Raw genomic sequence first — 13,718 nt, 5'->3', positions numbered from 1 at the left:
AGAGTTGCCGCTTACTCTGCCGCCCATGACATTGAGGTCGACAACCACGCCGACCCCTGCGCACGAGATCAGGCCCGAGCGGCCTGCCGACCACGGGGCTGTGAGCCGGCTGCATGCCCTTGCCTTCGGCGACTCGGAGAGCGTTCCGGCGCTGGTCGAAAGCCTGCGTGCCGCGCCGGCTGCTATCTCTCCGATCTCGCTGGTGGCGGAGCAGGCCGGTGAGGTGGTCGGTCACGTCATGCTCAGCGCTTGCCGGTTGGACGCCCAGACCAGGCTGGTCGACGTACTCAGCCTCTCCCCGCTCGGTGTCCACCCGGACTGGCAAGGGCAAGGTCTCGGCACTGCCTTGGTGGCCGCGGCCCTTCGTGCCGCCGAAGACCAAGGCGTGCCTCTGGTATTCGTGGAAGGTTCGCCGCACTACTACGGTTCCCGAGGGTTCGAGCGTGCCGGCAGCAGCGGCTTCCGCGCGCCCTCCCTCCGCATGCCGGACCCGGCGTTCCAGGTCGCCCGGCTCGACTCCTACGAGCCCTGGATGACCGGCACCTTCGTCTACTCCGAACCTTTCTGGCTCCACGACTGCGTCGGCATACGCGACCCCGAGCGCTTCGCCCGGATCTCCGCCATGGCCTGAGCAGTTCACGCTGCACCGATCGTCAGCGGCTGCTCGCAGGAAGCCTGAGGTCAGGAGCCGGTCGGTGCCTCGATGTTGTCCCGGGGCTCCGGGTGGCCGGTCAGGGCGGCGAGCAGCCAGGTGTGGGAGGAGCCCATGGTGGTCTCCTGCGGGGTGACGGTGGCGGCCAGGTTCCAGTAGCGGGCCATCAGCGGGTCCACCGCCTGGAGCAGGGTCGGGGTGAGTCGACGGCGGAAGCTCGGGGAGTCCTTGGACTCGTGGGCGGCGGCATGTGCGGCGACGAAGCAGTCGAGGGCTTGGCCAGGTCGAGGCGGGCGGCCGGCGGCGAGTTCGGCGGAGGCGAGTGCGTACGCCTCGGCGAGGCCGTCGTAGAGCAGGGCTGGGTGCAGGCCCTCGTACGGTCGGGTGGGCCCCGGGCGGCAGAGGTCTGGGCGCGCAGCCTCGGTCAGGGCGTGCAGTCGGGCGAAGGCCAGCACCTGAGTGGGGGACGGGTCGTCGGGCGGCTGCGGCACCGCTGCCTCGATGATGGCGGAGACCAGCCGGGCCGGCAGCCGTGGTGGCAGCACCAGCCGCCAGAAGCGGGCCATCGCATCGGTGCTGGGCGGGCTGCTCACGGCACCGATCAGCCGAAGGCGGTCGGCGCGTTCCTCGGGAGTGCAGTCGTGGAGCAACTGGAGCGCGGCCTCGCGCCAGCGGAGGGCGGCTAGTTGGGAGCCGAGCTGGCGCAGTTGGCCGGCGATGACGTCCTCCAGGGCGTCCTCGCGGTCCAGTACCCGCTCCACCTCGGTGACCGGTAGGTCGAGCGTCCGGAGGGAGCGGATCAGCCGGAGCCGTTCCAGCGCCTCGGCCCCGTACCGGCGGTGGCCACCGCTGCTGCGCCCGGCTTCCGGCAGCAGGCCGCTGTCGGAGTAGTAACGGACGGTCTTCACCGTGACGTTCGCGTGTTCGGCGAGTTCGCCGATGCTCCAACGCCCGTCCGGGGAGGCCGGCCCGGGGGAGTGGGACAGCGGGGCGAAGGAGGGCTCGTCCAGCCAGCCGGAGCCGGAGCCGGCGTCCGGGCCAGAGCTACAGCCAGAGCCAGAGCCAGAGCCAGAGCTCGCGGGCAAGGGGGCGGAACGTGAGGAGGGAAGGGCAGTGGGATCGGCTGACGCGGTGACCGGCGCCGTGCCGTCGGGTGACAACACACGTACCTCCCTGGGGCCTGTCCACTGTACGGGTGAGTGGGTCGGCCGGGGCGGCGTACCAGTGTGGGTGTGGCCCCGGCCGGTCGAGTGGTCAGTCCTCTTCGCGCCAGCCGTCGTGCTCGGCGGTGAAGGCGTCGAGGTCGGCCAGCTGTTCCGTGGTCCAGCCGCCCTCCTCGGGGGCTTCCAGGACGACCAGCCACTGGGCGTCCTCGGCGTCGTCCTCCCCGGCGAGGGAGTCGCGGACGAGTTCGACCTCACCCAGGTCCGGACGGCGGGCGGAGAGCTCCTCCATCGCGGTCTCGGCGGTGTCGCGGTCGGGCATGACGAGCAGTTGACGGGAGTAGTTCGTGGTCACGGTCCCTATTCTCCAGAACGTCCGTACGGTTCGGTAACCACCCCTGGGTCCGGGGATCATGCCCGAGCCGGGTCCGGTCGGGTCCAGTCGGGTCCGGGCGGGTGCGGCTGGGCCCGCCCGGCCGGGCACGGTCGGACGCAGCGCGGCTCAGCCGGACTCAGCCGACCCCGGTCGGGTACGGCTCGGGCCGGAGGTGTCGGCGGCCCGTGCGATCCTGGTAGGTGATGGCCAGGAAGAGTGCACCCGACGACCTGCTCGCCCCGCTGACCCTCGCGGTCGGCCAGGAGGAGCTGCTGCTCGACCGCGCGGTCGCCCAGGTGGTGGCCGCCGCGAGGGCGGCGGATCCGGAGACCGACGTGCGGGATCTCGCGCCCGGTGCGCTCCAGCCAGGCGGTCTGGCCGAGTTGACGACGCCTTCGCTCTTCGCCGAGCGGAAGGTGATCGTGGTCCGGGCTGCGCAGGATCTCTCGGCCGATTCGGTCAAGGAGGTCAAGGCGTACCTGGAGGCCCCCGCCGAGGAGGTCATCATGGTGCTGGTGCACGCCGGTGGCGCCAAGGGCAAGGGCCTGCTGGACGCGGGCCGCAAGCTCGGCGGACGCGAGGTGACTTGCGCCAAGATGACCAAGGCGGGCGAGCGGCTGTCCTTCATCAAGGGCGAGTTCCGCACGCTGGGCCGCTCGGCCACCCAGGAGGCCTGCCAGGCCCTGCTCGACGCGCTCGGCGGCGATCTGCGCGAGCTCGCGGCGGCCTGCAGCCAGCTCACCTCCGACGTCGAGGGCACGATCGACGAGTCGGTGGTGGCCCGCTACTACTCCGGCCGTGCCGAGGCCACCGGCTTCGAGGTGGCCGATCTCGCCGTGACCGGCCGCGCCGCCGAAGCGTTGGAGCGCCTGCGCTGGGCCCTCGCTGTCGGCCAGCCGCCCACCGGCATCACCTACGCCCTGGCCTCCGGCGTCCGCAGCATCGGCCGCCTCGCCACCGCCGGCCGCAACATGCGACCGGGCGACCTGGCCCGCGAGCTCGGCATGCCGCCCTGGAAGGTCGACCGGGTCCGCCAGCAGATGCGTGGGTGGACGGGCGATGCGGTCGCCACCGCCCTCACCGCCATCGCCCAGGCCGACGCCGCCGTCAAGGGCGGTTCCGACGACCCGGCGTTCGCCCTCGAACGCTGCGTCGTCGCGGTCGCCCGCGCGGCCCGCTCCGGCGCCCGGCAGTACTGACGACGCGAGCCGATCGGGGCGCGGGGAACGGCGCGCCCAGCCGCCCACGGGCCGGGCCTGCAGCCCGGTTGCCCCGCGCAGCCCCTCGCACCCTGGGCGGTGCAGAGCCGACTGGGAGCGGAGCCCGATCAGTGGCCGCTCCCAACGGCGGCTGCTCCCGATCAGTGGCCGCTTCCGATCGGTGGCCGCTCCCGACCCTGCACCGGCCCCGCTGCCCCGGGGCTAGAGGTTCGCGGGGACGGTCGGGCCGAGGGCCCGGAGGACGTCGCGGGTGTCCATCATCAGCGCCTGGCGGATGCTGTCGCGGTCGGGCGGGGCGGAGTGGCCGTCCTGGTAGGAGCCGGACCAGCTCAGGTAGTAGGTGAGGCCGCCGTCGCGGACGTAGATGACCTGGGTGAGGTAGTGCCAGGTGCGGTCCGAGGTGCTGGGGTCGTCGAGGAAGCCGACGTAGGCCTCGTTGCCGAGGGCGGGGACCTCGGTGATCTGGTACCTGCGCTGGCGCAGGCTCTCCTTCTGGGCGGCGAACTCCGGGGCGGGGTCCATCTCCTTGTGGAGCTGGGCCTCCAGGTAGAGCGAGTAGTACTCGGTGTCGCCGGGGCTCTTCTTCAGGTACTCGCTGCAGTACATGTCGTCCAGCGCCGGGTGCCGGGTCGTGTAGTGGTATGGCTGGCCGGACTGCGCGGGGTAGAGCTGGCTGAAGCGGTTGAAGCGGGCCGCCGCGCAGAGGTCGGGGACGAGGTGGTAGCCGTGCGAATCCGGCACCTGGTGGGTGGGGGTGACCAGATCGGGCACGGTGAGCACGGCCGTGGCCCAGACCGCCGAGGCGACCACGGCTCCGCCGAGGGCCCAGAACAGACCCCGCCGGGTGATCCGGGCCGGCCGCGGCGTGGGTGTGGGCGGCGTGGGCGGCGCGGGCGGTAGCGGCGGGCCGAAGGAGGACGTGGGCCCGGGGAAGGCGCCGTACGAGGCGGGCGTGCCGGGCACCGATGCGGAGGAGCCGGTGTCCGTCGGTGTCGACATGCTGCTGAGCCCCCAACTGGCTGTGCCGAGCTGACCAGCGAACCCTATCGGTGACCGGATGGGTACGGAACGTGAGGAGCCCGGCGCGTCACCCGGCTGACCTACCCAAGGGTGAACGGGGCCAAGCCGCACAAGGGGAAAGCAGGATGGCGCGAGGCGGAGGGGAAAAGCAAGAGGCCCCCAGTGGAGTACTGGGGGCCTCTGAGGCTTACCGCTGCGGCCAGTGGACCACCGTTCGGAGACGATGGGCGTGGCGAACGCAGGCCGCGTGCGGCACGGAGAGTCCGTGTGCCTCAGGTCTCCGGGTAGAGGGCCGGGCTGACCTGAGGGGGTGTCGGCAGGGCGGGTAGAGGGCCGCCGTCACCGACAGGTCCGGGAAGGACCGAATCAGGCAGCGGTCGCGATCTTGGTGATCGCGGACTTCTTGTTGGCGGCCTGGTTCTTGTGGATGATGCCCTTGCTGGCGGCCTTGTCGAGGGCCTTGGAGGCCTCGCGGGCCAGCACGGTGGCCTTCTCGGTCTCGCCGGCGGCAGCGGCCTCACGGGCCTTGCGGAGGGCGGTCTTCAGCGAGGACTTGACGGCCTTGTTGCGCAGGCGCGCCTTCTCGTTGGTCTTGTTGCGCTTGATCTGGGACTTGATGTTCGCCACGAAATAGCCTCAGTCTGTGAAACGGGTCTGAATGAACGGGCTGCACCGGCGGCCCCGGGCGTGCTGAGAGGGCATGCCGAAACCAGGTGCAGCGCCCCACGCTACCAGGGGAGCCCGAGCGGCCCCAAACCGGCCGGCCCCCGGCTAATCCCGCAGCACCGGTTCGCCGTAGTGCTCGACCACCGGGAAGGGCGAGTAGAAGTGGTGCAGCAGGGCCCGCCACTCCTGGTACTCGGGCGAGTTGCGGAAGCCCTCGGTGTGGTCGGCCAGCGTCTCCCACTCGACCTGGAGCAGGAAGCGGGAGCCCTGGCCCTCGTCGAGGCAGCGCCGCAGCGCGAGCGAGCGGAAGCCGTGCTGCTTGGCGATCAGCGGCCTGGCCTGGGCGAAGGCGGCCAGGAAGGCGTCCTCCTGGCCGGGGACGACGTCGAGGATGGCGTTCTCGAGAATCATGGGACGTGATCCTCGCCGATCCCGCCGCCCGGGAGAAGGCGCGCCCGGCGAAGGGGAGGTGGAGAGCGTGTGCGGAGGGCGGAACGGCCGGGAGCGGCCGGGGACGAGCGAGAACGAGGAGGCGGAGGGCGGGTGCGGAGAACGGGTGTGGAGAGCTGACCGGCGAGCCGCTCGCCGGTCGTGGGAGAATGGGCGGAACCATGTCGATCGGACGAGAACGTCCGGTCTCCGGGCACCCGATCAAGTGACCATTCCGGTCAACTGACCCGGCTCCCGGCCCCCGGACCCACGGAGAATCGGACCAAGGTGCCCGCGACCCCCAGCAATGTGCCAGAGCCCAGCCGTACCGACCCGGCGCTGATCCGCAACTTCTGCATCATCGCCCACATCGACCACGGCAAGTCGACCCTCGCCGACCGGATGCTCCAGATCACCGGCGTCGTCGACCCCCGGCAGATGCGTGCCCAGTACCTCGACCGGATGGACATCGAGCGCGAGCGCGGCATCACCATCAAGTCGCAGGCCGTCCGTCTCCCGTGGGCGCCGAAGACCGGTGAGCACGCGGGCAGCACCCACATCCTGAACATGATCGACACCCCCGGCCACGTGGACTTCACGTACGAGGTGTCCCGCTCCCTCGCCGCGTGCGAGGGCACCATCCTGGTGGTGGACGCGGCCCAGGGCATCGAGGCGCAGACTCTCGCCAACCTGTACCTGGCGCTGGAGAACGACCTCACGATCATCCCGGTCCTCAACAAGATCGACCTCCCGGCCGCCCAGCCGGAGAAGTACGCCGCCGAGATCGCGCACATCATCGGCTGCGACCCGGACGACGTGCTCAAGGTCAGCGCCAAGACCGGTCTCGGTGTCGAGGACCTGCTCGACCACGTGGTCGACCGCATCCCGGCCCCGGTCGGCGTCAAGGACGCCCCCGCCCGCGCGATGATCTTCGACTCGGTCTACGACTCCTACCGCGGCGTGGTCACCTACGTCCGCGTGGTCGACGGCCAGCTCACCAAGCGCGAGCGCATCGCGATGATGTCCACCGGCGCCACCCACGAGCTGCTGGAGATCGGCGTCATCTCGCCCGAGCCCAAGGTCGCGGACGGCCTCGGCGTCGGCGAGGTGGGCTACATCATCACCGGTGTGAAGGACGTCCGGCAGTCCAAGGTCGGTGACACGATCACCTCGATGCACAAGGGTGCCACCGAGCCGCTGGGCGGCTACAAGGACCCGCGTCCGATGGTGTTCTCCGGCCTCTACCCGCTGGACGGCTCGGACTACCCGCTGCTGCGCGACGCCCTCGACAAGCTGCGCCTGAACGACGCCGCGCTGGTCTACGAGCCCGAGACCTCGGTGGCGCTCGGCTTCGGCTACCGCTGTGGCTTCCTCGGCCTGCTGCACCTGGAGATCATCCGGGAGCGCCTGGAGCGCGAGTTCAACCTCGACCTGATCTCCACCGCCCCGAACGTGATCTACCGGGTGGTCATGGAGGACGGCACCGAGCACACCGTCACCAACCCGAGCGAGTTCCCGACCGGCAAGATCGCCGAGGTGTACGAGCCGATCGTGCGCGGCACCATCCTGGCGCCGAACGACTTCGTCGGCGCGATCATGGAGCTCTGCCAGTCCCGCCGCGGCAACCTCCAGGGCATGGACTACCTCTCCGAGGACCGCGTCGAGCTGCGCTACACCCTGCCGCTCGCCGAGATCGTCTTCGACTTCTTCGACCAGCTGAAGTCCAAGACCCGTGGCTACGGCTCCTTCGACTACGAGCCGATCGGCGAGCAGACCGCCGACCTGGTCAAGGTCGACATCCTGCTGCACGGCGACGCGGTGGACGCCTTCTCCGCCATCGTGCACAAGGACAAGGCGTACAACTACGGCGTCATGATGGCCGGCAAGCTGCAGAAGCTGATCCCGCGCCAGCAGTTCGAGGTGCCGATCCAGGCCGCCATCGGCTCCCGGGTGATCGCCCGTGAGACGGTCCGCGCGATCCGCAAGGACGTCCTCGCCAAGTGCTACGGCGGCGACATCTCGCGCAAGCGCAAGCTGCTGGAGAAGCAGAAGGAGGGCAAGAAGCGGATGAAGATGGTCGGCCGCGTGGAGGTCCCGCAGGAGGCCTTCATCGCCGCGCTGTCCACCGACGCGGACGCCCCGAAGGACGCGAAGAAGTAGTCCGACGGTGAGGCAGAGGTAGTAGCAGGGGAAGGGCCCGGAGCGATGCGGATCGCTCCGGGTCCTTTCGCGTGCCCGGGCCGAGGTGCCGGGGCGGTCTTCAGGAGGCCGCCGTGAGCAGGCGGCGGAGCAGGTCGTTGAGGGTCTCGACCTCGGCCGGGGTGAGGCCGTCGAGGACGGCCTGCTGGGCGACCAGGCCGGCGCCGACCGCCTGGTCGATCAGGTCGAGGCCGGCCGGGGTGAGGGTGACGCGCAGGGCGCGGCGGTCGGTGGGGTCGGGGGAGCGGGTGAGCAGCTCGGCCTTCTCCAGCTTGTCGAGCCGGCCGGTCATGCCGCCGGTGGTGAGCATCAGGGTGGCGGTGAGCTCGCGGGGCGAGAGCGTGTAGGGCTCGCCGGAGCGGCGCAGCGTGGCGAGCACGTCGAACTCGCCCCGGCCGATGCCGTACGCCGCGTAGGCCCGCTCGGTGCGGTCGCCGACCGCCTTGGCGAGGCGGTAGACCCGGCCGAAGGTGGCCATCGCCGCCGTCTCCAGGTCCGGGCGGACGCGCTGCCACTGGGCGGTGATGACGTCCACCGCGTCCGGGTCGCCACTGGCGGGTGAGGGACCTGCGGGCGAGGGGTCTGCGGGAGGAGTGCTCATGGGAGAAGTCTCGCATGGTGGTCGCTTGCGAGAAAGTAGCTTACAAATAATTAACTTGATGCTAAGTTACTTACATGCGTTCGAATCAGCGTCGCCGCTTCCCCGGCGAGGGCCGGCTGCTCACCGGTATGGCCGTCGATGCCGTCGGCAACGGCATGTACGTGCCCTTCACGATCGTCTTCTTCCGTCACGTCACCGACCTCCCGCTGCCGGTGATCGGCCTGGTGCTCACGATCACCGGCCTGGCCGGGATGGCCGCGCTGCCGGTGGTCGGTTCGCTGGTGGACCACTACGGCGCCCGGCGGGTGCAGCTCGCGCTCTACCTGGTGCGCGGGCTGGCCTTCCTGGCGTACCCGTTCTCGGGTTCGCTGGCCGCCTTCTTCCTGGTCTCGCTGGTCGCCGCAGGGGCCACCCGGGGCTTCCCGGCGGCCCAGCAGGCCCGGATCGGCGAGCTGGTCTCGGGCGCCGACCTGGAGCGGCTGAACGCGCTCGGCCGCAGCCTGGTCAACGGCGGGCTCGGCGCGGGCAGCCTGCTGGCCGCGCTGCTGGTCGGCTACGCGGGCGGGACGGGGTACACCGTCGCGGCGCTGGTGAACGCGGCGAGCTTCTTCGTGGCCGGGGTGCTGGCCTGGGGCGTGCCGGAGAACGGTGCGCCGCGGGCCGTCCCGAACAAGGGCGGGGCCCCGCAGATCGGGTACCGGGCGGTGCTGGCGGACCGGCCGGTCCTCGGCCTGAGCGCCGCCAACCTCCTGATCTCGCACGGGTACGCGGCGCTCTCGGTGCTGCTGCCGGTCTACCTGACCGAGGTGCTGCGGGAGCCGCAGTCGCTCACCGGTGTCGCCTTCGCGGTCAACACGGTCCTGTGCGCGGGCCTCGGGGTGCCGGCCGGACGGCTGGTGGCCCGGTTCGGCAGCCGCAACCGGGCGGCGGCCACTGGGGCGGGGCTGTTCGCGGTGGCGTTCGTGGCGGACGCGGCGCTCGGGCTGGCGGCACCCGGTTCGGGTCTGGTGACGGCCGGGGTGCTCGGGGCGGTGGTGCTCGCCACCCTCGGCGAGGTGGTGCACAACCCCGCCGCCTCGGCCCTGGTCACGGCGGCGGCCCCGCCGGCCCTGCGCGGGCGGTACATGGCCACCTACCAGCTCTCCTGGTCGCTCTCGGCGGCGATCGCGCCCTCGCTCTTCACCGGGCTGATGGCGCTGGACGGGCGGCTGCCCTGGCTTGTGCTGGCCGCCGCGGTGGCGGCGGGGGCGCTGTTGTTGCTGACGCTGGAGAAGCACCTGCCGGAGGATGCGGTCAGGGTCCAGCCATCAGGGGCGCGGGGCTCTGCTGATCAACTGCGTGCGCGAGGGCGGGAGAAGCAGGCCGTGCACTGATGCACAGATGCCCACTTGCACCCTCATCGGATAGTGCAAGTGGGCATCTGCGTAAGACACCTTCAGAGTGCAGGGTTGGCCGCGCCGTTCCCCGCGCCCCTGATGGTTGCTCAGTCGACCTCGACGACCGCTTCCGCGAACTGGGCCTGGTAGAGGCGGGCGTAAGCGCCGTCCGCGGCGATCAGTTCGTCGTGGGAGCCCTGCTCGACGATCGAGCCGTTCTCCATCACCAGGATGACGTCGGCGTCCCGGATGGTGGAGAGGCGATGGGCGATGACGAAGCTGGTGCGGCCGGTGCGCAGGGTGGCCATGGCGCGCTGGATGAGCACCTCGGTGCGGGTGTCGACCGAGCTGGTGGCCTCGTCCAGGACCAGGATGGAGGGCTGGGCGAGGAAGGCCCGGGCGATGGTGATGAGCTGCTTCTCGCCCGCGCTGACGCCGGTGCCCTCGTCGTCGATCACGGTGTCGTAGCCCTCGGGAAGGGTGCGGACGAAGCGGTCGACGTGGGCGGCCTTGGCCGCCTCGATCACCTGCTCGCGGGTGGCGGACTCGGCGCCGTACGCGATGTTCTCGGCGATGGTGCCGCCGAACAGCCAGGTGTCCTGGAGCACCATGCCGATGCCCGAGCGCAGGTCCTCCCGGGACATCGCGGCCACGTCCACTCCGTCCAGGGTGATCCGGCCGCCGCTGACCTCGTAGAACCGCATCAGCAGGTTGACCATGGTGGTCTTGCCCGCGCCGGTCGGGCCGACGATGGCCACCGTGTGGCCCGGCTCGACCTTGAGCGAGAGGCCCTCGATCAGCGGCTTCTCCGGCTCGTACCGGAAGGAGACGTCCTCGAAGGAGACCCGGCCGTGCAGCACCGCCGGCCGCTCCGGCATGGCCGGCTCGGGGGACTGCTCGGGGGCGTCGAGGAGTTCGAAGACCCGCTCGGCGGAGGCCACGCCGGACTGCACCAGGTTGGCCATCGAGGCCACCTGGGTGAGCGGCTGGCTGAACTGGCGCGAGTACTGGATGAACGCCTGGACGTCACCGATGGAGAGCGCGCCGCTGGCCACCCGCAGACCGCCGACCACGGCGACCAGCACGTAGTTGAGGTTGCCGATCAGCATCATCGCGGGCTGGATGATGCCCGAGATGAACTGCGCCTTGAAGCTGGAGGCGTAGAGCTCCTCGTTCTCCTTGGCGAAGGTCGCGGCGGCCTCCTTCTGCCGGCCGAAGACCTTGACCAGCGCGTGGCCGGTGTACATCTCCTCGATGTGCGCGTTCAGCGTGCCGGTGGTCTTCCACTGGGCGATGAACTGCGGCTGCGCCTTCTTGCCGACCTTGGTGGCCACCACCACCGAGGCGGGCACCGAGACCAGCGCGATCACCGCGAGGATCGGGGAGATCCAGAACATCATCGCCAGCACGCCGACGATGGTCAGCAGCGAGTTGACGATCTGTCCCATCGACTGCTGCATCGACTGGCCGATGTTGTCGATGTCGTTGGTGACGCGGCTGAGCACCTCGCCGCGCGGCTGCTGGTCGAAGTAGCTCAGCGGCAGCCGGGAGAGCTTGGCGTCCACCGACTCGCGGAGCCGGAAGACGGTGCGCTGGATCACCCGGGCGGCGAGCCGGCCCTGGAGGATGCCGAGCACGGCGGAGGCCACGTAGATCGCCAGCACCCAGAGCAGCACCGAGCCGATGGCGTCGAAGTCCATCCCGTGGCCGGGGGTGAAGGGCACCGCGTTGAGCACGTCGGCGATGGTGCCCTGGCCCCTGGCCCGCAGGCCCTCGATGACCTGCTGCTTGGTCACGTCGCCCGGCTGCTGCTTGCCGATGTAGCCGGCGAAGATCAGGTCGGTGGCGTGGCCGAGGATCTTCGGGCCGATCACCGCGCAGGCCACGCTGAGCGCGCCGAGGGTGAACACCCCGTAGAGGGTGCCGCGTTCGGGACGCAGCAGCTTCAGGACGCGGCGGCTGGAGCCCTTGAAGTCCATCGACTTCTCGGCGCCCTGGCCGCCCATGAACCGGCCGGGGCCGGCCGGGCCGCGGCGGGCCGCGGCGGTCTGGGAGTCGGACGGCGCCTTGGGCGCGTCCTTGGACGGCCCGGGGCCGCCCTTGGACAGCTCGGGGCCGCCCTTCGAGGGACCGGCTCCACCGCCGGTGCGCTCGCTCATGCCGCCTCCTGCTCGGTGAGCTGGGAGAGCACGATCTCCCGGTACGTCGGGTTGTCGGCCATCAGTTCGTGGTGGGTGCCGCTGCCGACCACCGCGCCCTCGTCGAGCACGATGATCCGGTCGGCGTCGCGGATGGTGGAGACGCGCTGGGCGACGATCACCACGGTGGCCTCGGAGGTCTCCCGGGCCAGCGCCTTGCGGAGCCTGGCGTCGGTCGCGTAGTCCAGGGCCGAGAAGGAGTCGTCGAACAGGTAGATCTCCGGCCGCCGCACCAGGGCGCGGGCGATGGCCAGGCGCTGGCGCTGGCCGCCGGAGACGTTGCTGCCGCCCTGGGCGATCGGGGCCTCCAGGCCGAGGTCGAGCTTCTCGACGAAGTCCTTGGCCTGGGCCACCTCCAGCGCGTGCCAGAGCTCCTCGTCGGTGGCGTCGGGACGGCCGTAGCGCAGGTTGCTGGCGACCGTACCGGAGAACAGGTACGGCTTCTGCGGCACGAACCCGACCGTCTCGGCCAGCAGCGCGGGGGAGAGCTCGCGCACGTCCACGCCGTCCACCAGCACGCTGCCGCCGGTGGCGTCGAAGAGCCGGGGCACCAGGCCCAGCAGGGTGGACTTGCCGGAGCCGGTGGAGCCGATCACGGCCGTGGTGCGGCCGGGCTCGGCCAGCAGGTCGATCTCGCGCAGCACCGAGGCCTCGGCGCCCGGGTAGCGGAAGTCGACCCCGCGCAGCTCCAGGTGGCCGCGCCGGCGCAGCTCGGTGACCGGCGCGCCGGGCGGCACGACGGAGCTCTCGGTGCCGAGCACCTCCTGGATGCGCTCGGCGCAGACCTCGGCGCGCGGCACCATCATGAACATGAAGGTGGCCATCATGACGCTCATCAGGATCTGCATCAGGTAGGAGAGGAAGGCGGTGAGCGCGCCGATCTGCATCCCGCCGCTGTCGATCCGCTGGCCGCCGAACCACATCACGGCCACGCTGGAGACGTTCACCACCAGCATCACGGCCGGGAACATGAAGGCGAGCATCCGGCCGACCCGCAGCGAGACCTCGGTGAGCTCGGTGTTGGCCTCGCCGAAGCGGGCCTGCTCGTGGCCGTCCTTGACGAAGGCGCGGATCACCCGGATGCCGGTGATCTGCTCACGCAGCACCCGGTTGACCTTGTCGACCCGGGTCTGCATGGTGCGGAACTGCGGGCGCAGCCGGTGCACCAGCAGGGTGACCACGGTGCCGAGCACCGGGACGACCACCAGCAGCAGGGCCGAGAGCGGCACGTCCTGGTTGAGCGCCATGATGATGCCGCCGAAGCACATGATCGGCGCGGCGACCATCAGGTTGAAGCCCATCAGGGTGAGCATCTGGACCTGCTGGACGTCGTTGGTGGTGCGGGTGATCAGTGAGGGGGCGCCGAACTGGCCCAGCTCGCGGGCCGAGAAGCTCTGCACCCGGTCGAAGACCTCGGCGCGCAGGTCGCGCCCGACGGCCATCGCCGTGCGGGAGCCGAAGTAGACGGCGCCGACGGAGCAGAGCGCCTGGACGACGGTCACCCCGATCATGGCTCCGCCGATGGCCAGGATGTATCCGGTGTCGCCCTTGACCACGCCGTTGTCGATGATGTCGGCGTTGAGCGTGGGGAGGTAGAGCGCCGCGATGGTGGCGACGAGCTGGAGCAGGACGAGCAGGATGATCGGTTTCTGGTACCGGGCCAGCCTGGCCCGGAGGATTGTGATCAGCACTGAGACACTCTCGTTGTCGGCACGGTGATTCGCATCCCATTTTCATACGGTGTGCGGGCTTCAGAGGGCCTTTACCCGGGCCCGACCCGCTGGCCTTGTACTGTCCTCTGCCTGTCCTCTGCACTGC

12 protein-coding genes are annotated in these 13,718 nt (G+C 70.7%); 4 read left to right on the top strand and 8 right to left on the bottom strand.

Going from position 1 to position 13,718, the window contains the following annotated elements:
* The first annotated feature begins 25 nt into the window (after nt 1-25).
* Nucleotides 26-631, top strand: coding sequence for a GNAT family N-acetyltransferase (locus tag CFP65_RS11840; RefSeq protein WP_104816070.1), 606 nt, complete (start codon nt 26-28; stop codon nt 629-631).
* 50 nt (nt 632-681) lie between these two features.
* Here CFP65_RS11840 and CFP65_RS11835 read toward each other — a convergent pair whose 3' ends face one another.
* Nucleotides 682-1,638 (bottom strand): MerR family transcriptional regulator, encoded by a 957-nt coding sequence (locus CFP65_RS11835; protein WP_104820807.1) that lies wholly within the window; start codon nt 1,636-1,638, stop codon nt 682-684.
* 268 nt (nt 1,639-1,906) lie between these two features.
* Nucleotides 1,907-2,137 (bottom strand): hypothetical protein, encoded by a 231-nt coding sequence (locus CFP65_RS11830; RefSeq protein WP_104820806.1) that lies wholly within the window; start codon nt 2,135-2,137, stop codon nt 1,907-1,909.
* Nucleotides 2,138-2,394: 257 nt separating this feature from the next.
* Here CFP65_RS11830 and holA point away from each other — a divergent pair, with 257 nt between their 5' ends.
* Nucleotides 2,395-3,390, top strand: coding sequence for a DNA polymerase III subunit delta (gene holA / locus CFP65_RS11825; RefSeq protein ID WP_104816069.1), 996 nt, complete (start codon nt 2,395-2,397; stop codon nt 3,388-3,390).
* A gap of 222 nt (nt 3,391-3,612) precedes the next feature.
* Here holA and CFP65_RS11820 read toward each other — a convergent pair whose 3' ends face one another.
* The 3 genes from CFP65_RS11820 to CFP65_RS11805 all read right to left on the bottom strand — a co-directional run bounded on the left by CFP65_RS11820 (nt 3,613) and on the right by CFP65_RS11805 (nt 5,508).
* Nucleotides 3,613-4,410 (bottom strand): hypothetical protein, encoded by a 798-nt coding sequence (locus tag CFP65_RS11820; protein ID WP_158702141.1) that lies wholly within the window; start codon nt 4,408-4,410, stop codon nt 3,613-3,615.
* Nucleotides 4,411-4,797: 387 nt separating this feature from the next.
* A complete protein-coding gene (gene rpsT, locus CFP65_RS11810; RefSeq protein ID WP_104816066.1) occupies nt 4,798-5,058 on the bottom strand; it encodes a 30S ribosomal protein S20 in 261 nt (86 codons plus the stop codon).
* Between the two features lie 144 nt (nt 5,059-5,202).
* The gene (locus CFP65_RS11805) at nt 5,203-5,508 is read right to left on the bottom strand and encodes an antibiotic biosynthesis monooxygenase (RefSeq protein WP_104816065.1); all 306 of its coding nucleotides are present in this window, start codon (nt 5,506-5,508) and stop codon (nt 5,203-5,205) included.
* A 306-nt stretch (nt 5,509-5,814) separates the two neighbouring features.
* Between CFP65_RS11805 and lepA the strand changes: the two genes are divergently transcribed.
* Complete coding sequence (gene lepA / locus CFP65_RS11800) at nt 5,815-7,686, top strand: translation elongation factor 4 (protein ID WP_104816064.1); 1,872 nt, start codon at nt 5,815-5,817, stop codon at nt 7,684-7,686.
* A gap of 100 nt (nt 7,687-7,786) precedes the next feature.
* On the opposite strand, the gene CFP65_RS11795 is transcribed toward lepA, so the two are convergent.
* Nucleotides 7,787-8,326 carry a MarR family winged helix-turn-helix transcriptional regulator gene (locus CFP65_RS11795; protein ID WP_104816063.1) on the bottom strand — a complete coding sequence of 180 codons (540 nt, stop codon included), beginning with the start codon at nt 8,324-8,326 and terminating at the stop codon, nt 7,787-7,789.
* Between the two features lie 74 nt (nt 8,327-8,400).
* Here CFP65_RS11795 and CFP65_RS11790 point away from each other — a divergent pair, with 74 nt between their 5' ends.
* Nucleotides 8,401-9,699 (top strand): MFS transporter, encoded by a 1,299-nt coding sequence (locus CFP65_RS11790; RefSeq protein WP_254552348.1) that lies wholly within the window; start codon nt 8,401-8,403, stop codon nt 9,697-9,699.
* A 110-nt stretch (nt 9,700-9,809) separates the two neighbouring features.
* On the opposite strand, the gene CFP65_RS11785 is transcribed toward CFP65_RS11790, so the two are convergent.
* Together CFP65_RS11785 and CFP65_RS11780 are read right to left on the bottom strand one after the other, a co-directional pair.
* The gene (locus CFP65_RS11785) at nt 9,810-11,861 is read right to left on the bottom strand and encodes an ABC transporter ATP-binding protein (protein WP_104816062.1); all 2,052 of its coding nucleotides are present in this window, start codon (nt 11,859-11,861) and stop codon (nt 9,810-9,812) included.
* Nucleotides 11,858-13,591 (bottom strand): ABC transporter ATP-binding protein, encoded by a 1,734-nt coding sequence (locus tag CFP65_RS11780; RefSeq protein WP_104816061.1) that lies wholly within the window; start codon nt 13,589-13,591, stop codon nt 11,858-11,860. The genes CFP65_RS11785 and CFP65_RS11780 overlap by 4 nt, the downstream gene beginning before the upstream one ends.
* Between the last annotated feature and the right edge of the window lie 127 nt (nt 13,592-13,718).

Source organism: Kitasatospora sp. MMS16-BH015, assembly GCF_002943525.1.
Lineage (GTDB): Bacteria > Actinomycetota > Actinomycetes > Streptomycetales > Streptomycetaceae > Kitasatospora.
The sequence above is the reverse complement of the archived record's forward strand: the minus strand, read 5'-3'. Positions and strand labels throughout refer to the sequence as shown.

Coding starts and splice junctions, on each gene's coding strand:
- CFP65_RS11840 (WP_104816070.1), top strand. CDS start 26: ATGACATTGAGGTCGACAACCACGCCGACCCCTGCGCACGAGATCAGG.
- CFP65_RS11830 (WP_104820806.1), bottom strand. CDS start 2,137: ATGCCCGACCGCGACACCGCCGAGACCGCGATGGAGGAGCTCTCCGCC.
- holA (WP_104816069.1), top strand. CDS start 2,395: ATGGCCAGGAAGAGTGCACCCGACGACCTGCTCGCCCCGCTGACCCTC.
- CFP65_RS11820 (WP_158702141.1), bottom strand. CDS start 4,410: ATGTCGACACCGACGGACACCGGCTCCTCCGCATCGGTGCCCGGCACG.
- CFP65_RS11805 (WP_104816065.1), bottom strand. CDS start 5,508: ATGATTCTCGAGAACGCCATCCTCGACGTCGTCCCCGGCCAGGAGGAC.
- CFP65_RS11795 (WP_104816063.1), bottom strand. CDS start 8,326: ATGAGCACTCCTCCCGCAGACCCCTCGCCCGCAGGTCCCTCACCCGCC.
- CFP65_RS11790 (WP_254552348.1), top strand. CDS start 8,401: ATGCGTTCGAATCAGCGTCGCCGCTTCCCCGGCGAGGGCCGGCTGCTC.
- CFP65_RS11785 (WP_104816062.1), bottom strand. CDS start 11,861: ATGAGCGAGCGCACCGGCGGTGGAGCCGGTCCCTCGAAGGGCGGCCCC.